Source organism: Paenibacillus sp. PSB04 (assembly GCF_025809195.1).
In the GTDB taxonomy this organism is placed as follows: Bacteria; Bacillota; Bacilli; order Paenibacillales; family Paenibacillaceae; genus Paenibacillus_AQ; species Paenibacillus_AQ favisporus.
Window position 1 is genome coordinate 6,482,871 of the sequence record NZ_CP081301.1, and the last position, 22,171, is coordinate 6,505,041.

General features: G+C 55.6%; 16 protein-coding genes. 5 read left to right on the forward strand and 11 right to left on the reverse strand.

What is annotated here, in order from left to right; all coding sequences use genetic code 11:
- Positions 1 to 171 precede the first annotated feature (171 nt).
- The 3 genes from K2F33_RS29875 to K2F33_RS29885 all read left to right on the forward strand — a co-directional run bounded on the left by K2F33_RS29875 (position 172) and on the right by K2F33_RS29885 (position 3,712).
- Positions 172 to 1,260 carry a low temperature requirement protein A gene (locus K2F33_RS29875; RefSeq protein ID WP_212983122.1) on the forward strand — a complete coding sequence of 363 codons (1,089 nt, stop codon included), beginning with the start codon at positions 172 to 174 and terminating at the stop codon, positions 1,258 to 1,260.
- Between the two features lie 384 nt (positions 1,261 to 1,644).
- Positions 1,645 to 2,316 (forward strand): response regulator transcription factor, encoded by a 672-nt coding sequence (locus K2F33_RS29880; protein WP_212983121.1) that lies wholly within the window; start codon positions 1,645 to 1,647, stop codon positions 2,314 to 2,316.
- A complete protein-coding gene (locus K2F33_RS29885) occupies positions 2,306 to 3,712 on the forward strand; it encodes a sensor histidine kinase (RefSeq protein ID WP_084203782.1) in 1,407 nt (468 codons plus the stop codon). The genes K2F33_RS29880 and K2F33_RS29885 overlap by 11 nt, the downstream gene beginning before the upstream one ends.
- A gap of 89 nt (positions 3,713 to 3,801) precedes the next feature.
- Here the strand turns inward: K2F33_RS29885 and K2F33_RS29890 are convergent, their stop codons facing one another.
- The 4 genes from K2F33_RS29890 to K2F33_RS29905 all read right to left on the reverse strand — a co-directional run bounded on the left by K2F33_RS29890 (position 3,802) and on the right by K2F33_RS29905 (position 8,374).
- On the reverse strand, positions 3,802 to 4,257 hold the full coding sequence (locus K2F33_RS29890; RefSeq protein ID WP_212983120.1) for a GNAT family N-acetyltransferase: 456 nt from the start codon (positions 4,255 to 4,257) through the stop codon (positions 3,802 to 3,804).
- Positions 4,258 to 4,416: 159 nt separating this feature from the next.
- Positions 4,417 to 6,216: an ABC transporter substrate-binding protein gene (locus K2F33_RS29895; RefSeq protein WP_212983119.1), complete on the reverse strand. Its 1,800-nt coding sequence runs from the start codon at positions 6,214 to 6,216 to the stop codon at positions 4,417 to 4,419.
- Between the two features lie 193 nt (positions 6,217 to 6,409).
- Positions 6,410 to 7,867, reverse strand: a complete 1,458-nt coding sequence (locus K2F33_RS29900) for a DUF4179 domain-containing protein (RefSeq protein WP_212983118.1) — start codon at positions 7,865 to 7,867, stop codon at positions 6,410 to 6,412.
- A gap of 27 nt (positions 7,868 to 7,894) precedes the next feature.
- Positions 7,895 to 8,374, reverse strand: coding sequence for a sigma-70 family RNA polymerase sigma factor (locus tag K2F33_RS29905; RefSeq protein ID WP_212983117.1), 480 nt, complete (start codon positions 8,372 to 8,374; stop codon positions 7,895 to 7,897).
- Between the two features lie 294 nt (positions 8,375 to 8,668).
- Between K2F33_RS29905 and K2F33_RS29910 the strand changes: the two genes are divergently transcribed.
- Both K2F33_RS29910 and K2F33_RS29915 read left to right on the forward strand, forming a co-directional pair.
- A complete protein-coding gene (locus K2F33_RS29910; protein WP_212983116.1) occupies positions 8,669 to 9,472 on the forward strand; it encodes a MerR family transcriptional regulator in 804 nt (267 codons plus the stop codon).
- Entirely contained in the window at positions 9,462 to 10,934 is a 1,473-nt protein-coding gene (locus K2F33_RS29915) for an alpha-L-fucosidase (RefSeq protein WP_212983115.1), read from the forward strand. Before K2F33_RS29910 ends, K2F33_RS29915 begins: the two co-directional genes overlap by 11 nt.
- A gap of 332 nt (positions 10,935 to 11,266) precedes the next feature.
- Here K2F33_RS29915 and K2F33_RS29920 read toward each other — a convergent pair whose 3' ends face one another.
- The 7 genes from K2F33_RS29920 to K2F33_RS29950 form a co-directional block, all read right to left on the reverse strand.
- A complete protein-coding gene (locus K2F33_RS29920) occupies positions 11,267 to 11,719 on the reverse strand; it encodes a VOC family protein (protein WP_212983114.1) in 453 nt (150 codons plus the stop codon).
- A gap of 173 nt (positions 11,720 to 11,892) precedes the next feature.
- On the reverse strand, positions 11,893 to 12,357 hold the full coding sequence (locus tag K2F33_RS29925; protein ID WP_306433644.1) for a MarR family winged helix-turn-helix transcriptional regulator: 465 nt from the start codon (positions 12,355 to 12,357) through the stop codon (positions 11,893 to 11,895).
- 91 nt (positions 12,358 to 12,448) lie between these two features.
- Positions 12,449 to 13,198, reverse strand: a complete 750-nt coding sequence (locus K2F33_RS29930; RefSeq protein ID WP_076168641.1) for an SDR family NAD(P)-dependent oxidoreductase — start codon at positions 13,196 to 13,198, stop codon at positions 12,449 to 12,451.
- Positions 13,199 to 13,534: 336 nt separating this feature from the next.
- A complete protein-coding gene (locus tag K2F33_RS29935; protein WP_373309533.1) occupies positions 13,535 to 17,368 on the reverse strand; it encodes a GH32 C-terminal domain-containing protein in 3,834 nt (1,277 codons plus the stop codon).
- Positions 17,369 to 17,918: 550 nt separating this feature from the next.
- Complete coding sequence (locus tag K2F33_RS29940) at positions 17,919 to 18,809, reverse strand: ROK family protein (protein ID WP_263880330.1); 891 nt, start codon at positions 18,807 to 18,809, stop codon at positions 17,919 to 17,921.
- A gap of 101 nt (positions 18,810 to 18,910) precedes the next feature.
- Positions 18,911 to 20,374 (reverse strand): glycoside hydrolase family 32 protein, encoded by a 1,464-nt coding sequence (locus tag K2F33_RS29945; RefSeq protein WP_263880331.1) that lies wholly within the window; start codon positions 20,372 to 20,374, stop codon positions 18,911 to 18,913.
- A 154-nt stretch (positions 20,375 to 20,528) separates the two neighbouring features.
- Entirely contained in the window at positions 20,529 to 22,127 is a 1,599-nt protein-coding gene (locus tag K2F33_RS29950; RefSeq protein WP_263880332.1) for an ABC transporter substrate-binding protein, read from the reverse strand.
- Positions 22,128 to 22,171 lie beyond the last annotated feature (44 nt).

Sequence of the window (22,171 nt, forward strand, 5' to 3'; positions counted from 1 at the left end):
CCCTGCTTAACAATCCGGGACTTCGGTTACAGTCAGCAGTCCTATTTCCGAAAATGTAGTAGACCGGGATTTGAAAATTGATATAATAAATTGATTCTTCGGATGAGCGGCGGATTCGCTTGTGACTCATTTGACGGCATTCATCACATCAAGGAGGAGATCTATAAGGCTATGATTGAAAAAAAGGTGACTTGGCTGGAGCTGTTTTACGATCTTCTCTTAGTCGCAGCCGTGTCCAAAGCAACGCATGTCCTGCTGCATGCGGAACACGGGACCATTCCCTTGGAGTACCTGAGCAAATTCGTGTTGATTTTTATCCCGATCTGGTGGGGTTGGGTAGGACAAACACTCTTTGTGAACCGGTTCGGCCAGGATATTTTAATTCACAGGATCTTCATGATCCTTCAGCTGTTGTTCGTTCTCGTCATGACGGCGAGTTTGTCGCCTGACTTTGACCAATACTATGTTCCCTTCTTTGTAGGATACATAGGCTCAAGGGCGCTGACAGTCCTGCAGTATCTTCTGGTCCATCGGGCCAAAGCGGCTCATCAGCAAGTGACCGCCTCCTATTTGGGCACCCACTTTTTGATCGGCATCCTGATCTCGGCCTGCTCGCTGTTCTTCGACTCCTGGATCCGGTATGCCGTCTTGTACGCGGGAATCGCCGTAGATATTCTGCTTCCCTTATTGGGGCGCCGGCATTTGGTCAAAACGCCCATCAATACGCACCACTTGCTCGAACGCTTCGCCCTGTTTACCTTGATTCTTCTAGGCGAATCGGTCGTCAGTATCCTGGCCGTGCTGCAATTTAATCACTGGGACCTGCCGTCCGTCCTGTTCGTAGCCTTTACCAGCCTGCTGGTCATCGCCATGTGGTGGCAGTACTTTGATAACATCGACAAAAAGGTAAGCCGGGAAATCCACACCGCCGGCCAAATGATTATTTACGGTCACTTATTCGTGTATTTATCGATGAGTATGATCGCGGCAGCCATTCAGCTGTTATACAAAGACCAGATGGATTACTCCTTCATGCTGGCATTCGTGTTTGGGTCTGTGCTCCTGTATTTCTTATCGACCTCTGTGGTGTTCCACCGGTACAGACACAAACATTTGCGGCTGAAGCCCTATCATCTGGCTATTATGCTGGGGATTCTTGCTTGCTGCTTCGTGATTGACCTGATCTTCCCCGTCCCCAATTACGCCATCGTCGGAGAAGTCATGATTTTCTTCATCGTCTACGCGAAGTTAACGACATGACCCGTTTTATCAAAAAGGCACATCTCCCAGTTATATTACGGGGTATGCCGCTTCTTCATCAGCCCCAAACCTTCAAGAGCTCCAAAGCCTTGGGTTTTGGGGCTTTTGTGATATGCAAAGTCCTCAACATCGTGCGCAGCCACCAAACGATTGCTTGTACCACGCTGAAAAGAAAGGTTGGAGCATCGGCCTGCCCTGATTCTTGACTCGGTTTGTCCGCCGGAAGTATGCTCTTATTAAACTTGAACTCCGGCACTATTTCAGGAGCTAGATCGAATGAACTAAAGAAATAAATGTTATAGGCCGCAATAGACCGATATAACAGGAAGCTCGATGCAAAACTTTAGTTCGATCTATATAGATGCGGGAAAGGATTGGATATGGATGAAAATATTGCTGGCAGAAGACGATATGCGGCTTGGGGAGTTGGTCGTGCACATGCTGAAGAAAAAAGGCGGCCATACTGCGGATTGGGTCACTACCGGCAGGGAAGCCTGCGAGTATGCCGAGGCCACCAATTACGACGTCCTGATTCTCGACTGGATGATGCCGGAAGGCGACGGCGTCTGGGCTTGCCGGCAGCTGCGGAAGGAAGGATACATGGGCGCCATCCTGATGCTGACCGCCAAGGACGGACTGCAGGACCGGATCAATGGACTGGACGCGGGCGCAGACGACTATTTGGTCAAGCCGTTTGAAATCGAGGAGCTGCTCGCCCGGCTCCGCGCCCTGTCGCGGCGGAATTTTGCGCCCATTCAAGGTGAGGAAGTTCAGGTCACCGGCCTCATCCTGAACCGGACCAACCAGACGGCAAGCATCGCGGGAGAGCTCGTCCAGCTGACGCCGCGGGAGTTTCAGCTGCTGGATCTGCTGATCCAGAACAAGGGCATCGCTTTGACCCGGGAAGTCATTTTGGACCGGATTTGGGGACTCGACGCCGATGTCGGCCCCAAAGCGATCGACGCCATGATCAAGCTGCTCCGCAAGAAGCTCAGCGGACTGAATCAAGAGCTGATTCAGAGCATCCGGGGGGTCGGCTATAAAATTGAAGCCTAAATGGAAATGGAAAGTTCCCTTCGCCTGGCCCCGGCAGGGGAGTGACCTGTTCAAAAGAACCCAGAACCGGTTGACGCTGCAGTATACCGCAGTGCTTATCGCTTTCCTCGCCCTGTTCATCGGAACGGTGTACGGGCTGCTGTATTTTCTGCTGATCAACGACCAGAAAAATCAGCTGAACGACTGGATTCAAGATATGTCCTATGCGTTTCATGAATCGATGGAGCATACCGGCTCCTATAATATTGAAGGCAATCTCGGCAGCAGCTATCCATCGTTAGCGAACCAGACGGTGGGCTGCTTCAAGGACCCTCAAGGGAATTTTCTGTACGAAGCACAGCAGCGGATGGGACTGAGCGCAGCGGTCGGCAGCGCGGTGGCGGAGTGGACGCCCGAAGGCGATCAGACGGAATACAAGACCGTTACGATCAAGGAAACCGGCCGGGATGGAGGGCCGCCAAGACACGGAAACGATCCCCGCAAGGCGGCTCCCGGAAATGTCCGCATGCTTCTTGCCGGCAAGGCCGTTTACGATAACGGGGTCTTTATAGGCACGCTGTACGTGGCCAAGGAGGTAGGCAGCCAGTACCGGCTGTTCGGCTGGCTCCTGCTCGTGCTGATCGGGCTCGCGCTGCTGTTCTGCGTCCTGGCCGTGTTTCTCAGCCGGAACATGTCGGTCAAGGCGATGGTTCCGATCGCCCGCTCGTATACGAGGCAGCGCGAGTTCGTCGCGGACGCCTCGCATGAGCTGCGCACGCCGCTCAGCGTCATCCTGTCCTCCATTGAGGTGCTCGAAATGGAAAACAGCCTGAAGGACGATCCGTTCAGCCGGAGGGTGCTGGACAACATGCGGGAAGAAGCCAAGCGGATGACCGACCTTTCCAGCCACCTTCTGACACTGGCACGCTCCGACTCAGATGAGGTTCAGCTGATCATGACCGACTTTGATCTGGCGGCCGAAGCCTCGCGGACGATAGCATCCCTGCTTTCTTTGGCGCAGGCCAAGCAAATTACACTGAAGCTGCATGCGGAAGACGGCATGACGGTTCATGGCGATGCCCAGCGCCTGCAGCAGCTGATGGTCATCCTACTGGACAATGCCATCAAATATACGCCGGTGGGCGGCACCGTCTCCCTTGCCCTGAAGATCCGGGAGGACAAACGGAGAATGCTGCACATGACCGTCAGCGATAACGGAATCGGCATACCGCTGGAGGAACAGCCGCACATCTTCGAACGTTTTTACCGCGTGGACAAATCCCGCGCCCGGGAGCTGGGCGGCCACGGCCTTGGGCTGTCCATCGGCAGATGGATTGCCGAAGCCCACGGCGGCACTTTGAGCGTGCAAAGCACGCCCGGCCAAGGCAGCACCTTCACCGCTGTCATTCCTTGCTAAGTTTTCCGGCACATGAAGTAAAGGACATGCTCACCCTGTCGATGACAGGAAGCATGTCCTTTTTTCACATCAACTTCCGCATATTTAGGTTACAGCTCTCGGGTCATAAAAGTACTGTAGGGATCGAGCGTATAGTCCGCAAATGGGTCGCACTCCTCAAATCCGAAGGCTGCGTACAGCCGTCTGGCCGGCTCGAACGACGCCATCGAGCCTGTCTCCAGGCTCAGCCGCCGGTATCCCCGCCTACGGGCCTCCTCAATGATGTGCGCCAGGATGGATCGGGCCACGCCTTTACGCAAGTGGGCGGATGCGGTCCGCATCGACTTGATCTCGCCGTGGCCGGGATCAAGCTCCTTCAGCGCCCCGCAGCCAAGCAGCTCTCCCTGTTCCCATGCGCTCCAGAATGTCACATCCGGACGCCGCAGCCCGTCCAGATCTAGGGCGTGTATGCTCTCCGGCGGCGACTCCTCCGCCATGCCTTGAAGATGCTCGCGGATCAACGCGGCTATTTCCGGCCCGCTTAAATCGTCCAGCATAATTTTCATACCGTTCACCTTCACTCCGTTGGTAAGTTTCATCTCATGTGCTGTGATCATTGTACAGCCGGACGAGCCCTTAGAAAAAGGTAATCTTTCCGGGAAACCTTTCCCCTTTCGTCAGATGTCATGTTTTCCCGTACCGCAATCGCGGTTGATCTCCTGCTGTTAACCTTCCCCTTTAAACCAGATGTCCTTAAAATCTACCCACCCGGCGGCATTCAACCGAACGCCCTGCTGCGCCGGGTGGGACAGCACCCGGGCCTCGTTGTAGGTCAAATAGACGGCCGTGCTGCGGTCGATCAACCAGGATTCCAGCCGTTGAAACGCCTCGTCCCGGACTTCAGGTTCCGCCTCTTGAAGCAGCTGCCCCACAAGCCGGTCCGCTTCCGCCTGCGTTCCGGGATCCAGCATGCTGCGAATGAAGCTGTACCGGGACAGCAAATATTCGATCTGCCGGAGCAGCCCCTCGCTCAGCAGCGCCTCGAACAGGATCAGGTCCGCCTCCCGGATCCGCTCTTCCTTCATTAATTCCTCCCAGGGCAGAATATGCACGTCCAGCCGGATTCCGGCCTGACCATATTGCTGCTGAAGCCAGTCAGCCGCCTGCTCATGGCGACGGTACGCATACAGCTTCAGCGCCTCTCCGCCGTACCCGGACCGTCTCAATTCCCTTGATGCCTCTTCCGGATCATACAGCGGATCAGCGGCATCCGGCTGCGGCTCAAGGTGAAAAGCGAGGCAAGGTGAAGCATGCGGGTACCCCAGCTCCCGGACCATCCGGCTCCGGTCAACCGCAAGTGCAAGCGCCCTGCGGAAGGAACCGGTTTGCAAAACCCCCGGTTTCGCAAGGTTTATCGTCAGCATACTGCATCCGGTGACGAGACGGCTGCGCCGCCATGTCTTCAGCTCTTGGCGGCGCGCTTCTCCCGTCTCGACGACCAGTACGCCCGGATTGGTCTCCACCGCCCATTCTCCGCCGGTGTCCGGGATGATCATCACTTCGATTCGATCGATCAGGCCCCGGGCCGCATAATAATCCGGGAAAACCTCCAGCAAGCACATTCCCGGCTTAAGCTTAGCGATCCGGTAAGGCCCTGCCCCGACGGGCAGGCTGCCGGGAACCGTTCCGGCCCCGGACTCCCCGCTGGCGCGGGAAAGGATGGCTGCCGCCGTATGTGACATAAATAACGCAAACAGGACGTTGGGCTGACGCAGCTCCATGCGGATGGTGTAACGCGATTCCGCATTGATCTCAACGATGTCCCTGCACAGCCAGGAATGATTGTTGGATTCCTGCTGCACGCGCAGCAGGCTGTATTTGACGTCATCGGCCGTAAGCTCCGTGCCGTCATGAAACGTCACGCCTTTTCGCAAATAGAACGTCCAACAACAGGCATCAGCACTAGATTCCCAATGATGTGCGACGCCCGGAATAACCTTGCCGGTGTCCATTTCCAGCTCGACCAGCGTCGCATGGATTTGGCGGATCAGATGGGTATCGAAAGCATACATTGCGTCCGCCGGGTCCAGCGTCACGATCGGTCGGTATACCGGCAGGCGGAGCGTCTCAACCATATGTCCCTCCCCGGTCGTTTCCGTCCGGTATCCGAAATAGCCGGTGAGCCAGTCCACAAACCGCTGCATCACTTCGGGTTCGCCCGCCTGCTCTTTTACCCATAGAAGCGCGCCCTGCACGTCTCCCTGCTTCACGTATTGCTGCGCTTCTCGGATCACGAGCTCCCGCTTGTCCGCCAGAAACGTCAGCTCCGACCGATGGCCTCTGCCCTGCCCGGCTGCATAGCGGATCAGGCCGGCGTCCGTCATTTTGCGCAGGATCAGCCTGGCGTTACGGGGCGTGCAGTACAGGGCCTCGGCCAGCCCGTCGATCGTCACCCGGAACGGCTCCCCTTCCTTTTCACCGGAATAAGCGCTTCGCAGCCGAAGGTAATCTTCTGCCAATTTCACCGGACATAGCCCCTTTTGTTCAGTTGAAAAAATGGTATGCATCCAACATACAAATTTTGCTGGCGCATTTCAATCCCACTGGCCGGGCTTTTCTGAAGGGAACAAAAAGGCAGCCTTCGGGCTCCTCAGCCCATCAGACTGCCTGTCTGTATATTTTGTGGTTGTACGTGGTTGTACGCGGTTGTTACGCCAACTACTTCAGCAGCTCCACCGCCTGCGTATCCTGAATCGGCATCCATATCTGCTTCACCTTAATGGTCAGCGGCTGCGGATAGTCTACCGCATCCTTGCCGAAGTTGTAATCGTAATCGTCTCCCATCGTGTCTTTCTTGTTGGACCAGCTATGTCCACCTTGGGAATATCCTTCAGGAGACTGCCTTTTGTGGACGTTGCCGTCGGCATCGGTGAAGCTGTCCTCCAGCGACAACGACAGGCTCTCGCCGGCATAGGCGTGTTCGAGCTCGCGGTGAATCAGCACCTCGCCAGGGCCAGCCGTCCGGGTGTATGAAATCAGGGTAAACCGGTCGTCCGGCGCTTCCACAATCTGCTTCTTCTTCAGGTCGATCACGATTTGCAGCTGGTCCTTGTCCACCGCAGCCGTGCCCTCCGTCTTGAGCCTAATGGAATCATACCGGGCGTATTTCTGGCCGCTGCCGTACATCAGCATCGCGTCCGTCCCCACCGTGAGGGCCTCCGAATTGTCCCGAGAGTACCACTTCGGATAATACAGCTTTTCGATTTCGTCTCCGACTTTCCCGATGAGCACCGGACTGAGCAGCCGGAATACTTGTTTCCCATTCGCCTGATCATAGTCCAGGTCGACATACGTGTGCAGCGGCGTATAGATGACCTGAGTCACATGAATCTGCTGGCCGCCTACGGTCAGTGTCCGGTCTGGGTGCAGCACGCGCTCTTTGTCCTTGAACATGCCGGGATCGAGCTCAAACGAAATGTCGAACGCCGTGCGGTATTTATTGGAGCTGGACATGAGCGCTTCGTTTGACGTCTCCGTCAAGGTCACATGAAACTTGGCATCCTTGGTATAGTGAACGGACGGGTCCAGGGGCACGGTGTAAATAAAATGATTGGCTCCATTCGCCGGAATTCTATTGCTGCCACTTCCCGCCAATTCCACCGACGCTCCTTTGGACGGGGCTTCCACGCCGCCAAGTTCAAGGGCTACGTCCGCGTTGATGACCTCTTTATCCGTTTGGTTGCGGACACCGAACAGCACATAGGCCATCCGGCCATCCGTGACGGCACCGTCCACCTCTACGCGATACCCTTTTTGTTCGACGCTTTCGGCAATCGGCTTGACGAGCCCCCGGTCCATTGCGCTCGCCAGACCCTCCACCGTGGTTGATCGGTACGGCTCCAGCATAGCCTGGCTCGGAATCCCCGCCGTCTGCTTCGGCGCCGGCTCCTCCCGTTGGGCCAAGCTGCCGATCGAGTAATTGATAATTAGCAGGGCCGCCGCGAGCGCCATAACCGTCCCCGTACTCCAAAAATAGAAACGCCGCTTCTCACGCATTTTTCCTCTCTCCATTCCTTTGCGCATAGCCAAAGTCAATTTCATCTCAGGCAACGTTTCCGCATGCTTGTTTACTTCATAGGCATCCTGCAGCAGAATGCGCTGTTCTTTTTCGGGCATAACCTGTCCCTCCCTTCTGCTCAGCCTCTACATATATTTCCGGAGCTGCTTCAGGCCTTCCCGCAGCCAAGTCTTGATCGTTCCTTCCGGCTTGCCCAGCACCTTCGCGATTTCCACGGACGTCATGTCCTGGTAATATTTCAGCATGACGACATGCCGGTACTTCGGCTTCATCCGCTCCAGCGCGCGCTGCAGGTCGATCCGCTCGCTGCTTTTCATCTCCTGCACGGCCCCTTCCTGCGGCACCTCCACCGGAAACACCCGTTTCTTCCGCCGCAGCTCGTCCATGCAGCAGTTGATCGTGATGCGGACGAGCCACGGGGTGAAGGACTGCGGGTCCTTCAGCTTCTTCCGCTTCACCCACGCCCGGTATGATGCCTCCTGCACAGCTTCCAGCGCGTCGGCTTCACTGCGCAAATAACTGTAGGCGATGGAATACAATTTTCGCTGCTCGGCGGTCAGACGCTCAAAAAACGCTTCTGCTTCCGTCAGCGTGGTTCTATTCATATGGATCTCGCTCCATGTACTATCAGCATTCAGCGTCCCCACTCCCCCCTCTGTATCTCTACAACCCGTTCACCGACGGGTCTCTTGGCGGCCGCTCTATAATATAGACGCGCGAGATTGGAAAATCGATTGAATATTTTTTAAGTAACGGAATCTCGTAAGCATGTCCCGCTCCAGTACGACGAAGTCTTGGCTCGAATGAAGCATGCGCGTCCGTTACGTACGATTTCTTTTCAAAAAACAGTTGCTCATTACGTAACGTCATGTGATGTAATGAGTATGGAGGTGTGATGCATGCATAATGACGACACAACTTATTTGGTCGGAGAAATATCCGCAGCTACCGGCGTAACGGTACGGACCCTTCAGCACTATGACAATATCGGGCTGCTGCCCACAACCGGCCGTACGGCAGGCGGACGGCGGTATTATACGAAGGATGACCTCCTCTGCTTGGAGCAGATCATTTTTTACAAATCTCTAGGGCTCTCTCTTCAAGAAATCCGCGACAAAGTCATCCAGCGTCCCGACTCATCGCAGATCGAACAAATTCTGCAAGAGCAGGAACTGGCGCTTTACCGAAAAATAGAAGAAGCACATGCAGGCATTGCCGCGATCGAAGCCCACCGAACGGCGGTCGCGGCCGGGAATGATGCGCCGTGGCAGCTTTTGGCCTTTTTTATCCGGTGTTTCAACAACAGCAGCTTGGTTGATTGGAAACAATATGCTTTTAGCGAAACCCAAAAAGAAATTTTTGGCAGACGATTTGCCACGGAACAAAGTGCATTCGATTTGTATCATACCTGGAGACGGCTGGCTTTAAAAGCCGTTACGCTGGAGCTGGCAGGCGCAGGGCCGGAAGAGTCCGCTGCACAAGAGGTGGCCAAGGCTTGGTGCACCATGGTGCAAGAGGCAACTGGCGGAGAAAGCGAACAAGTGGATGCGTTTGTACAAATGCAAGGTGAACGGGCATCTTGGCCGGAGGGCGACCGGGAACTTTTCGTGGCATCCCAAGCTTTTATCGACAAGGCGGTAAATCATTATTTATCGGGTCAATCATCAGGCGACAAGGACGGTGGAAACAGCCGTGAATCATAAAAATTACGAGCCCACCCGGGAATCCCTCAACGGTCACCCGCTTCCGCAATGGTTTGACGAAGCAAAATTCGGCATCTTTATACACTGGGGTCCCTATTCCGTACCTGGTTTTGCACCCGTAGGTAACTTTGCGGATACTTTAAAGACCGATTATGAACGGGCAATGCTCGTCTACCCGTACGCTGAAGGCTACTGGAATGCGATCAAAGACCAGACCACACCGTCTGCGCGTTATCATCAAGCCGTATATGGCAGCATGCCCTACCAAGGATTTAAACCGCTGTTCATGGACGGAGTGAAACAATGGGACCCCATAGCTTGGGCCAAAATTTTCAGGAATGCCGGTGCACAATACGTCGTGATCGTCTCGAAGCACCATGACGGATTTTGCCTATGGCCAACGAAGGTGACCAACCCGCATGAGCCGCACTGGTTTAGCGAGCGCGAGATCATCGGCGAATTAGCAGACGCTGTACGCAGCGAAGGCCTGCGCTTTGGCATCTACTATTCGGGTGGGATCGACTGGACTTTTCGGAGAAGGATTTCAAGAACGTTTATGGACTACTCCTTTTCCACACCCGGGGGCGGTTATGCAGCATACGCCGACGCCCAGATCCGCGAACTGATTTCCCGGTACCGCCCTGATATTCTATGGAACGATATATGCTGGCCAGGGAACGAAGACTCCCTTTTTCGATTGTTCGCCTACTACTATAACGCTGTACCCGAAGGCGTGGTCAATGACCGCTGGAAGTATTCAACTTCCGCTAACAAGTTGTTAAGTCTCAAACCTGTACGCGCAGTGATGGACATGATGATCAAACGAATGATCATGAACAATCCGGATATTCATTCTGCCCTGGCGCAGCCTGCGATCCCCCATAGCGATTTTTCGACTCCGGAATATACCAAATACAAGGAAATACAACCCGAAAAATGGGAGATGACCCGCGGAATCGGCCATTCATTCGGTTACAACCGCAATGAGCAGGATGAAGACTATTCATCCTTTGAAACATTGCTTTACGATTTTATAGATGCCCTGTCTAAAAACGGAAACCTGCTGCTGAATGTAGGTCCGCGCGGCGAGGATGCTCAAATTCCTCCCGAGCAGTTAAGCCGGTTGTCCAAATTTGGGGATTGGTTACAACGGAATGGGGAGGCCGTATATGGTACGCGTCCCTGGATCCGTGCGGAAGCGGAAACAGAAAACGGTGAAACGATCCGGTTTACGCGAAAGGACAACCGGCTGTATCTGATCATTTTGGGGCGTCCTAACGGAATAACCGTCAAGGTAAAGGAATTTTTCTGTGAAGGCACAGCAAATCTGCTAACGGATGGCAGTCCTGTTCAACTGAAGCGGGAAGGCGAGGATATGAACCTCATTTTCAAACACCGGCTTGAACATATTATCGTTCCTGTCATCGTAATAGAAGGAGAGCATGACGATGGAACGCAATGATTGCGCTTGTTGGTGCTGCGGGCGCGGACCTTGCAGTCAGTGAGGGATGAATGGAAACGAATCTGCGTTGTAGAAATGTCCTTTTAGCTGAACTTGTCAACAAGTTTAAGTTTTAAAGTAGCAGACGAGTGTTTGAATTGGTGAGCCACTTTGGCTTTGCGCGCAGCGCAAAACAAGAGAGCGAAGCAAGTCAAACAGGAGTTGGTAAAGTCCAACTCACAAATAAGCAGCTCTTTATGAGTGCGTAAGGCTGTCGGGAACATGCCCAACAGCCTTTTCAACCATATTATTAAAAGCGACACTCCCTCATATTCTTCAAAACAAACATATCATCAATCACTCGTAACCTCATTACCTCTCTTCATCCATTCCACCATCTCCAAATAATGCCGGTTATACATAATCCCCAGCACATTGCCAAAAGGGTCCGTTACCGAAGCCGTAACGAATCCCTCGCCACGCGGAGTAATTGGTTCGTATTGCTTCGCGCCCATCTCCAGCAATTTCGTAAACGCGGCTTCCACATCATCAACATGCCAGTACATGATGGCACCGCCTGGACCCGGCACCGCTTGCGAAGGAGCATAACGGCGGCTGATCAGACCCAACTCATGCTGGTAGTCCCCAATGCGGAACTCGGCATAGGCAAGCTCGCCAGACGATCCGGTGCGTTTGAAGTACGGGGAGATCCCGAGCACCTCCGAATACCACGACACCGCTGCCTCCATATCGTCTGCCCAATAATTAATCGTCGCCATGCCTCTTAACGTTTGTTTTTCGATCATGTTTATTTTCCTCCTCCGTTTGTTCCCTCATCATCTACGGCCATTATAGGAGGCAAAAGCTGACAACTGTACGTCATGGTTTTAATAAAGCAAAAAAACACCTCCAGGTGATGTCCATATCTCACGATATGGCTGTCATCACGTGAAGGTGTCACGCTGCGCCTCGGGGATTCTCATAAAAACCCGGTCAGCTTTTCATAGATTTTCAGCAGCTGCTGCCTTTCTTCCTCGGTCAATTTTTCAAAAAGATTTCTGCGCAAAATTTGCCCGTCCTGATTCGCCTTTTGAACGATGTCGAGACCCTTGTCCGTAATCCCCAAATAGATGATACGACGATCCTTCTCATCGACGATTCGAACGGCTAACTGCTTCTGCACGAGTTTTTCCGATAGATGGGTCAGCGTCGGCGGGGTCAGCCCCAGAGCCTTGGCGATATCCGAAGGCCGGCTGTTCCCATGGTGCTGCAGGTGAGCCAGAACGAGAATATGGGAAATTCCAAGATCCTCGTTGAACAATTTCCCCCACTGGATGATGAGGTTGTTTGTCACTTTATCCATATTGTGAATGATTTCAAAAATCGTCTGTTCTTCCATCAGGCAAATCCCCGCTTTCTGCAAGTCAAAGCCTCTAATCTGCATTAGAGGCCTTCATTATCATACATGCTTTTCAGCCGGGAATCCACCGTTCCTGGCAGCCCGTGAAGCCTGCGGCGCAGGACGAATCCCGCTTTTAACGCAATTTAATGGAGCCCCCGTCCACCATAAAGGTTTGACCTGTAATATAGTCGGCGTCGCTGCTGGCCAGAAACACCGCGACACGGCCGATGTCCTGCTCGGGATCGCCGAGCCGGCGCAGAGGAATTTTATTCAGCATCGCCTCGTATAGCTCCGGAGCATTCTCGCGCCACTGTTCCACGCCCGGCGTCAGTGCGATCGGGGAAATCAGATTGACGTTAATTCCTTCCGGACCCCATTCATTGGCCGCAACACGCGACACGCCCCGGATCGCTTCTTTGGCGGCAGCATACGACGTCTGCGTGACCTGCCCGTCAATGCCCGCACCGGATGCAAAGTTGATGACCTTGCCTTTCGTTTTCTTCAGTTCCGGATACGCCGCCTGCATGAAATGAACGGTAGGATAAAAGCCTGTTCCGAAGGATAAATCAAAAAGCTCCTGCGTTGTTTCCATAAAAGGCGCCTGTCTCGATACATGTGCATTATTCACCAGAATATCCAGCTTGCCGAAGCGCTTGACCACGTCGGCCACGATTTCATGCGCGCTCTCCTGCTTGGAAATATCCTTGATGAACAGCATTCCCTCTGTATATTGGTTAATCTCGGCCAGCGTCTCTTTCCCTTTCTCCTCATTCACGTCGACGATCGCAATATGTGCGCCTTCCTTAGCCATAGCCAGCGCCATGCCTTTGCCGATGCCTGATGCACTGCCGGTAATGATACCGACCTTCCCTTGTAATTTCATGCTGCTTCCTCTTTTCGTTATATATTTAGTTATCTAAATATTTTATATCTAAATAATAACAAACCTCAGAGCAGCCTGCAAGTTGGTAGAAACTGCATCACCTCATAAAATAGTGCATTAACGTAATGTCATAGAAGGCAGACCGCCTTTTATCAGGAGTTATTGTGGCGTTTATAGAATGTTTCCCTCTGCTGAAAATCTATTAATCTAGAGAACAAAGCAACCGCCCCCCATACACTGGGTTGCGGTTGCGTGATGGTACATCAGCTCAGCGTTACCCTTATTTGCGCTGTCTGTTCTGCGTGGGCAGTCGATAAGCCCTATTGCTGCTGCATCTTATTTTTCCGGATGAAGATCGGCATCCGGCAGGACCTTCCAGCGCTGCCGCGGCTCACCGGCGGCCGGGTCGCCCAGCTGCAGCTTTGTCCCATCGGCCGATACCTCCAGCGCCTGTCCGTTATGCACGGAGAATACCGTGACGACAGCGTCTCCTTGGTCCTCCACTCGCCAGCGCTGGTTGTTGTAGCCGAGGTAGTCGTACAGCTGCAGCCGGCCCTGCCCCGTGTCGAGGTCCAGCGCTTTGCCCGCTTGGGTCCGGATGGACCATGTCCCGTCCCCGTTAGGGACGAAAACCCATGCCTGCGGGGAAGCCCCTTCAGGGCCGCCCACCGTTACCGGTTCGCCGTTTTGCGATTCCGCAGCAAACAGTGCAAGGCCGGAGGCCGCGTTCACCAGCGTCGTTTCGGCCAGCTTGGCATCAGCCATTCCGCTGACCGTCACCTGCTGGTAAAACGCCTGCCCGCCGAACACGTTCACGCCGAAGTGCCCCTCAGCAAACGTGCCGTCCTTCACATCGAAGACTTGCACCCCGTCCACTTCCGCCCGGATCTGCGGCCCCTTCGCTTCAATGCGGATATGGTACGTCCTCCCCGGCTGGATGAACCTCGGGGCCTTGGCCAGCACCTGCCTGTCCTCAAACCGCCCGTCTACTTTATAGAAGAGTCGAATGGCCTTCAGGTTCGGATCGAGATTGAAATAATACCCGCTGCGGCCGTCAGCGCTCGCCCGGAACAGGATCGAGCCGGCGCCTCCTGTCTCGCCCAGCGTCATGTCGGCTTCCAGGGCAAAATCCCCGGCCTCCTCCTGCGCCATGTAGTTCGCATCGCTTGTATAGCTGCCCCGGATGCCGCGTTCGGTCACGACCCACCGCGATGCCGACAGATCCGGCTTCCAGCCTGTCAGATTCGTCGTAAACGTCCCGTCGGTGACGTTTACGACGCAGCGGGCTGAAGCCTTCCCGTTCGGTGACACGGCCGTAATGACGGCCGTTCCCGCCTTATTCGCCCGAAGCACCGCTATCCCCGGAGATTCCCCCTGATTGGAGGAAGTCACCTGCACGACGCCGGGATTGCTGGACTTCCATACCAGCGGCGGATGGCTTGCTCCAGAGGATTCCAAGTAAGATGCATACAATTTCTCCTCATCCCCCTTAGACAATTCCAGCTCTTTCCGGTCCAGGATGATCGAGGAGCCCGTCTTCCGCCCTTCACGCCATACGTTGTCCAGCGCATGCACCTGCAAGGACGCGAGCTTCACTTTACCTCCCTTGGTATAGAAGCTCATGCCCCGCCGGGCCGGATCCGGAAAAATCAAGTCGGAAAAGACGACCCTGCCGTTATTGCCGAACACTTCCACCGAGGATTCATCCACAAGGATCCGCAGGCGGATGCGGCTGCCGTCCGGCTGGAGCGCGGCCTCATGCCTCGTTTGCAGCAGGCTTGAGTAATCGGTAACGCCGGATGACGAGCGGTCCACAAATAGTTTCTGCTCGGCAGTCTTGTACCCGATCATCGTCTTCTGCCCGCCGCCTTCGCGGACCGTAAATCCGAATTCAGCTGCGGCTCCGCTTTGCGGCAGCTCGATATCGGCTTCGATTTCATAGGCGCCTGCTGAAATTCCTCCAAGCACGTTCGCTGCCGATTCGCTAACCTCACGGTTTTTCACGCTGAACAAGGTGCTGCGCAGCCCGGCAAGCTCCCGGACCGGCGACTGGAACAGCCGGATGCCGTTGCCCGTCGTATGCAGCGTGACCTCCCGCGGTACGGTCATTTGCCCCTTCCAGCCTTCCGTCGGGAAGCTGAACGGATAATCCCAGTTCGTCATCCAGGCCAGCAGAATCCGCCGCCCGTCCGGCGTGCCGGAGAAAGACATGGAGGCATAAAATTCTTTGCCCCAATCCGTCTTCAGCACGGTTCCCGCCGGATTGTCGTTCATGAATTTCCCTTCCGGTGTCAGCTCCCCGATAAAATACTCCGCGTCCGAGCCCTGCGTTTTCGGATTCGCGCCGGTGCTGATCATCAGCACCCATTTGCGCCGGTCCGTGCCGTCTACCGGAAGCTGAAACAGGTCCGGGCACTCCCACACCCCGCCGCGTACGTACTCCCCGTATCCGAAATTGTCGGTCAGCGTCCAGTCGATCAAATTGCGGGAGGTAAAAAAACGGATGTGATCGCCGCCGGAGACGACCATCACCCAGCGGCCGTTCGCCTCATCCCGGACGACCTTCGGATCGCGGAAGTCCCAGCCGCCCGGGTCGGCGCCGTTTTTGCCGGGATTATCGATCACGACCGGGTGCTCCGCCGAGTACTGCCAGGTCCGTCCCTGATCGGTGCTGTAGGCCAGCCCGATCTTTTGGTTGCCGTTCGGCAGATCCGGCGAATAGGAAGTATAATACGCGATCAGCCCCTTGCCGCCTGAGCTTCCGAACAATCCGGAAGCGTTCGTCGTGTCGGCCACGGCCGAGCCTGACCAGACATGCCCCAGATCGTTCCAGGGCAGGGCGATCGGCAGCTGCTTCCAGTGCAGCAGGTCACGGCTGACGGCATGCGCCCACTGTCCTCCATCCTGATGGAACAGATGGTATTCTCCTTCAAAATAGACGAGACCGTTCGGGTCGCTTGCCGATCCCCGGATCGGGCTGTAATGGTACTCCGGCCGATACGTTTCCGTATAGTATTCGGAGTCAAGCGTGACATAGGCATCCTGGACGTATGCCGTGCCTTCTCTTACAACCAGTCCGGTATATCCGGCCGAATAACTGTCGTCTGTCACGTCTACGGCGGCGGGAGCGTATCCGTCCACAAACACCTGAATCCTCGGCCCGACGGCCTGAATCTCCAAATGATGCTTGGCGTTTGGCGAATCGGGGTAAACGCTAGTCGAGGCGCTGATGAGAGATCCGTCCATTTTCCGCAGCAGTACTTGTACCCCGCTTCCTTGGTGCCGCAGCACAGCTTCATATCCGGCGGTTCCCTCCGCATTTGTCCGAATCAGCATGCCCGCGGATGAGGCTTCACCCAGTGTAACGTTGCCTTCATAGACGGCGTCCGCAGCAATGTTCCGGTATACCCGTAACGCGGCTTGTCCGGTCGTTCCCGTTCCTTTAAGCCCTTTGAGATCGGGCTGCCAGCTTCCGGTTGAAGCGAGCATGCCGTCCAGATTGCCTGCAAGGCTTCCGACCTTCACATTCTGAAATACGGCGGAACCGTTCCACACATGAAGCCCAAGATATCCGGAAGCATAGGCGGTATCGACCGCACGGATGACAGGCTGATACTGGCTGCCCCAATACACCTGCAGGCTCGTTCCCTCAACCTTCACTTTCAGGTGATAGATTTCGCCGACCTTCAGCGGCACCTGCCGTTCTTCCTGGAGCCCTCCTCCGGCTGCGTTTTTCAAGCGGATGATGCCCGACGACGGTACGATTTGCAGCATATATGAAGACCAGCCGTCGCTGCTAGCGCGGAAAAGCAGCGAAGCATCGGTCCCGGCGTTTTGGATCATGACATCGGCTTCGTAGATAAAATCGTCCGCCTTCGTGCTGGAGACCGCCATCACGTTCTCCTGCGGATCGGAAGCCAGCTTCAGCCCCTCCGCCGTCTGCTCAAGCTCGCCCTTGCCCTGGACCTGCCAGCCTTCCAGGTTCGTATTGACGCTCGCTGCCATCCTGTCCGCCTCCTTCGTTAATGCAGCTGCCGCGCCGTTAACTTTAACTTCGGAATCTGCAGGCATCGCCCATCCCCGGCCTTCGTCAGACCCATACAGCAGGATGGACGCACATGCCAAAATTCCGGCCAGGCACGCGGACAGCATCTTTTTTGCTGATCTCATCAACACTCCTCCTTATCATCAGAACAATGTGTAAAAATGACATATAAACGAAGACAAGCTTATACATGAAACAAATCTGTGCATGAAAATAAACCTGTGCATGAAGACAAGCCTGTGCATGAAAACAAATCTGTGCATGAAGACAAGCCTGATGCATGAAAACAAAACTTATTGTAAACGCTTACACAATGCGGCGTTAAACAGGCGTTTTCCTTATAAACAAACAGTGCAATGCACTCAAATCGAATATGAACGATGTCTGAACTGAGCTAGGCTGGACTTAGGTTAGAGAGAAACCGAACAGGATATGCCGAGTAAATTCAAGGTTAGCCCTTGGCTTGTTCTTGGCTTGTTCTTGGCTTGTTCTTGGCTTGTCCCTGTCTCTCCAAACCCTGTCCAGCATCATCTCAGTTGTTCCTCCCAGCCTAATTCGGCTCAACACGATATGTATACCGTTAGTACCGTCGCCCGCTTTCGGGCAGCCGGCCTGTACTGCGGCTGGCTGCTCCCAAACGAAGGCGGGATTGAACCAAAGTTTTGCTGCAGGCTCCTACACCTTCTGACCGGATGCCTCCAGCGCCTGAAGCCCCAGCGCAAGTGCGCCGTATAATCCGGCTTGGCCGCCGAGTCCGGGCGGAACGATGTAACCATCGATTCCGTCCGTGAGCTCCAGGGCGTCCACGTAGCCGTTCAGGCTCCGCTGAACCTCTTGGCGGATCAGCGGGAAGAGCTGCGGCTGCTGCATGACGCCCCCGCCCAGGATGACCTTCTCCGGCGAGAGCATCAGGACCGCCGCCGTGACCGCCTGGGCGACATAATACGCCTCGAAGGTCCAGGCCGCGTGATCCGCGGGCAACTGCGGCCCCTTCACTCCCCACCGCGCTTCCAGCGCCGGCCCGGCGGCCATCCCCTCCAGGCAGTCCCCGTGATACGGGCACGCCCCCGGGAAGCCGTCCTCCGGATGACGGCGGACCGGAATATGCCCGCCTTCCGGGTGGACGAGCCCGTGAACGGGCCGGCCGCCGGCATACACGCCGACACCGACGCCGGTGCCGATCGTGAAGTACGCGCAGCTGCCCAGCCCGCAGGCCGCTCCCCACAGCGCCTCGCCGCAGGCGGCGGCATTCACGTCCGTGTCCCATCCATAAGGGACGTCGAAGTGCCGCTTCATCTCCGCGAGCAAGGGATAATGCGCCCATCCCGGCTTAGGGGTGGTCGTGATGCTTCCATACCCCGGGCTGCCGGGGTGAAGGTCGATCGGGCCAAACGATCCGATCCCGATCGCTTCCGGCTGGCGATCTTTGAAATAAGCGATGACCCGGGGCATCGTTTCCTCAGGCCGTCCCGTCGGAAAGCTGATGCTCTCGCTGATTTGCCCGTGTTCGTTTCCGATGCCGCAGACGAATTTCGTTCCGCCCGCTTCAATGGCTCCGATGCGCATGATGATGTGCCTCTCTTTTCAAATTTTTATCGGTCGATGGATTAGGATTCTCCATTGGATCAAGCTTCGTATTTAAAAGTACTTATTTATAAGGTTGTTATTTAAATAGAAAGATCGTAAATGTCGAGCGATTCGACGAGCGCTTCCTCATCGTCTGCCTTGAGGGACAATCCGGTGGATGCCTGATCCGGATAGATCAGGTCGGTGAGAACCGCACGGCCGCCGCCCGCGAACACCTCTACCGAAGACCGGTCGATCAGGATTCGCAGTTCCACCGTTCCGTCCGCCGCATTGAGAACGGCCGCATGCCTGCCGGCAAACAGCGGATGAAAGTCTGCCGCTCCCGCCCGGGTCCGGTCTATATAGACTTCACCGGCCGCTCCGCTGTAACCGATCACCGTCTCCTGACCGCGGCCTGCCCGCACCTTCAGCTCCAGCGATTGGCCGGATTCTAAGCGAATCCGAATCTCTCCGCTCTCCAGCTGTAAATCGGCCAGCTGCGCGGAGGCCTGAGCGGCCGTTACCCGCTTCAGGGACAGAAGCTCCTTGCGGTATCCCTCCAATTCCCGGGCGGGCTGCTGGATCAGCTCGGCCGAACCGTGGCGCAGCTCCAGCTTGAGCTCCCGCGGCACGGTCATCGCGCCCCGCCACACGCCGGTCGGCGTCTGATTGGCATATTTCCAGTTGCTCATCCAGCCGACGAACAGGCGCCTGCCGTCCTCGGCCGGCACGTCCGACCAGCTGACGCCGGCGTAGTTGTCCCGGCCATAATCGATCCATCTCACGCGGGTCTGCGATACGGCATCCGGCGTAAAGCGTTCCCCATCGAAGTCTCCGGTAAAATATTGCGTGCGCGACCCCTCCGCCAACTCCGGATGGTCGCCGATGCTGACGAGCATCACCCACTTCGTCAGGCCCGGGTCCCCGTCCACCGGCAGCGGAAACAGGTCGGGACACTCCCACACGCCGTCATGGCTGCCGATGCCTTCCCCGAATTCGCTGGACAGCGTCCAGTCGATCAGGTTCGGCGAACGGTACAGACAGACGGTCTGGCCGCAGGCAACAATCATCACCCACTGTGAGGAAGCCTCATGCCAGAATACTTTCGGATCGCGGAAGTCCACGAAGGTGTCATGCGACAGCACCGGGTTGCCGGCATACTTCGTCCAGGTCCGTCCCGCATCCGTGCTGTATGCCAGGCTCTGGCGCTGCACCGGCGCTTCGCCCTCCGGTCCTTCGGCATGCTGCGTAAAAATGGCGACAAGCCCCGGCTCCCCACCGAAAAAGCCGGTCGTGTCGTTCCAGTCGACCACGGCGCTGCCGGAGAAAATCGTGCCAAACTCGTCCGGCGCCAAGGCGATCGGGAGTTCTTCCCAGACAACCAGGTCCCGGCTGACTGCGTGTCCCCAATGCATCGGTCCCCAGGTGTTCCCGAAGGGATGATGCTGGTAAAACAGGTGGTATTCCCCCTGGAAATAGACCATTCCGTTGGGGTCGTTCATCCAGTGCTCTTTCGGGGAAAAGTGATACCCCCCGCGGTAGTTGTGCGAAATGAATGTGGACATCAGCTGTGCTCCTTTGAATTACATGTTTTATTTGCTGCGGACCCGGCCGCATTTTTGCCCAAAGGCATCTGGCGGCCGCATCCGGATTCTGCACTGCTAACGTTTATGCGCCAAGCAAGTGCGGATATGTTGTTTTTGATGTTTTATTCAACCTTTATTGCGCGCTGCGGTCATACCCCGCCTGCTTGATCTTCAGCCAATCCTGCAGCCCCAGCCGGTTCAGCTCTTTGAGGTAGGCATCCCACTCCTGATCGACTTTGCCGTTCTGGTACCACTCGGTGCGCTTCCGCTCGAGATAGGCGAACATGTCGGTCTGGATGGTGGACAGCCGGTCCAGCTCATCGATGGAGAAAAAGACGTTCGGATACGTATTTTTCGCCTTCATGTGCGGCACCATCACGTCCTTCAGCAGTTTAAGTCGCCATGCCGCGTCGTCCGGCATCGTCGTGTATTTGCCGTAGTACTCGTCGAGGATGGCCAGCGGACCGGCGATGCTCGTCTTTTGCCGCAGTTCCACAGGGGCTGTGCCTTCCAGCGGCAGATGCTTCAGCATGCCCTTGGCTTCGTCGAATTCGAAAATGTTCTGCTGTGTCTGATCCCCGTACGTCCCCCAGTTATCCTGAACGGACTGCAGCGGATCGTAGAGCTGATCGACCCATTTGGCCGTCTCCTCCAAATGTTTGTTGCTGCTTGTGATGACCATGCGCCCGCGGTCCAGGCCGATGCCGTTCGTGCGGGTCACATTGACTTCGCCGCTTGGTCCTGCCAGCGGAGGCATCACGTCATACGTATCGTTCATGCCAGTGATGTTGGCCTTATCCCATGTAAAATACAGTCCGTACCGGTTATCCTTGCCTTTCGCCAAATAGGTGTTCCAGTCCTGCTGGAAGGACTCGATATCGATCAGCCCCTCCTGGTACAGCTCGTGAATGTACTTGATCGCTTCCTTATAACCTTCTTCCGCCGCAGTGAAGACAACCTTGCCGTCATCGGTCACGACGGTGTGGTCCCAGTTCTCCCCGAGGCCGAAAGAACCGTACAGGAAGGCCAGATCTTCCCCGCCCGGCTTATTGATAAAGGAGAGCGGAATTTCGTCCGCCTTGCCGTTGCCGTTCGGGTCCTGCGTTTTGAAGGCGATCAGCACCTTCTTCAGCTCCTCGGTGGTCTTCGGCATGGACAGCCCCAGCTTTTTCAGCCACTCCATATTGATCCACGGCAGGTCGTCCACGGACTGAATCCGTTCCTTGCCGGAGCCCAGCTCTTCAATCCAAGGGAAAGAATAGATGTGGCCGTCAGGCGCGGTGATCATCTTTTTATATTCCGGCGCCTGCTCCAGCACCTTTTTGAAGTTCGGCATATGCTGCTCGATCAGATCGTCGAGGGGAATGATCACCCCGTCCTTGGCCAGCTTCAGCAAATCATAGTCGCCATACCCGGCGTCAAAGATTGCATCCGGCAGATCGCCGCTCGCCACGGCCAGGTTTCTTTTCTCCGCAAAAACGTCGTTCGTGTAATTTTTCCAATTGATATGAATGCCGGTCTTCTCTTCCAGCCGCTTATTGATGAGCTTGTCGTTCGGGTCCGCGGGTGCCAGCGGCGAGCTCTGCGTCAGAAAATTGAGGGTGACTTTCCCGTCAGGCGACTCCTTGGCGTCTCCGCCGCTTCCTCCGCAGCCGGACAGCAGCATCAGCGCCGCGAGCGCTGAAACGGATGCCGTCATGGCAGCAGCCTTGCGATTTCTCTTTTTGTTCATCGTTATGACCTCCACAGGATTAGAATGGATCAGTGCCATGTATG